At 60.5% G+C, this 390-nt stretch carries 1 pseudogene; it reads left to right on the top strand.

Going from position 1 to position 390, the window contains the following annotated elements:
* A pseudogene (locus EE949_RS29330) lies at positions 1-390 on the top strand (cystathionine gamma-synthase); the annotation flags it as partial.

Genomic DNA, 390 nt, shown 5'->3' with positions numbered 1-390 from the left:
CGATTACACCAGCGCGACCCAGGACAAGAGTCTGGCCGCCTACCGATCAGGTGATCGGGAGCAGGCGTATGACCTGTCGGTTGCGGCCTACCTGGAAGGTTTCGAGCTGGTCGAGAGCTCGCTGGACAACGTCGATGCCGACGTTTGCAAGGACACTGAAAAGAGCCTGATGGCTTATCGTCAGTCCTTGCAGGACGGCCTGCCGGTTCCGCAGGCGGCGCAGAAGCTGGAAGCAGCCAAGGCCAAGCTGAGACAGTCGGCTGACTTGCTGGGCAGCGACGGTCTGAGCCTGTCTTTGAGCTACATCTCGGGCCTGCTGATTCTGTTGCGCGAAGGGTTGGAAGAGATTCTGGTGCTGGCGGCGATTCTGGCGTTTCTGCGCAACACCGG

Source organism: Pseudomonas viridiflava (assembly GCF_900602065.1).
GTDB lineage: Bacteria > Pseudomonadota > Gammaproteobacteria > Pseudomonadales > Pseudomonadaceae > Aquipseudomonas.
This window is presented reverse-complemented; position numbering and strand designations above follow the sequence as displayed.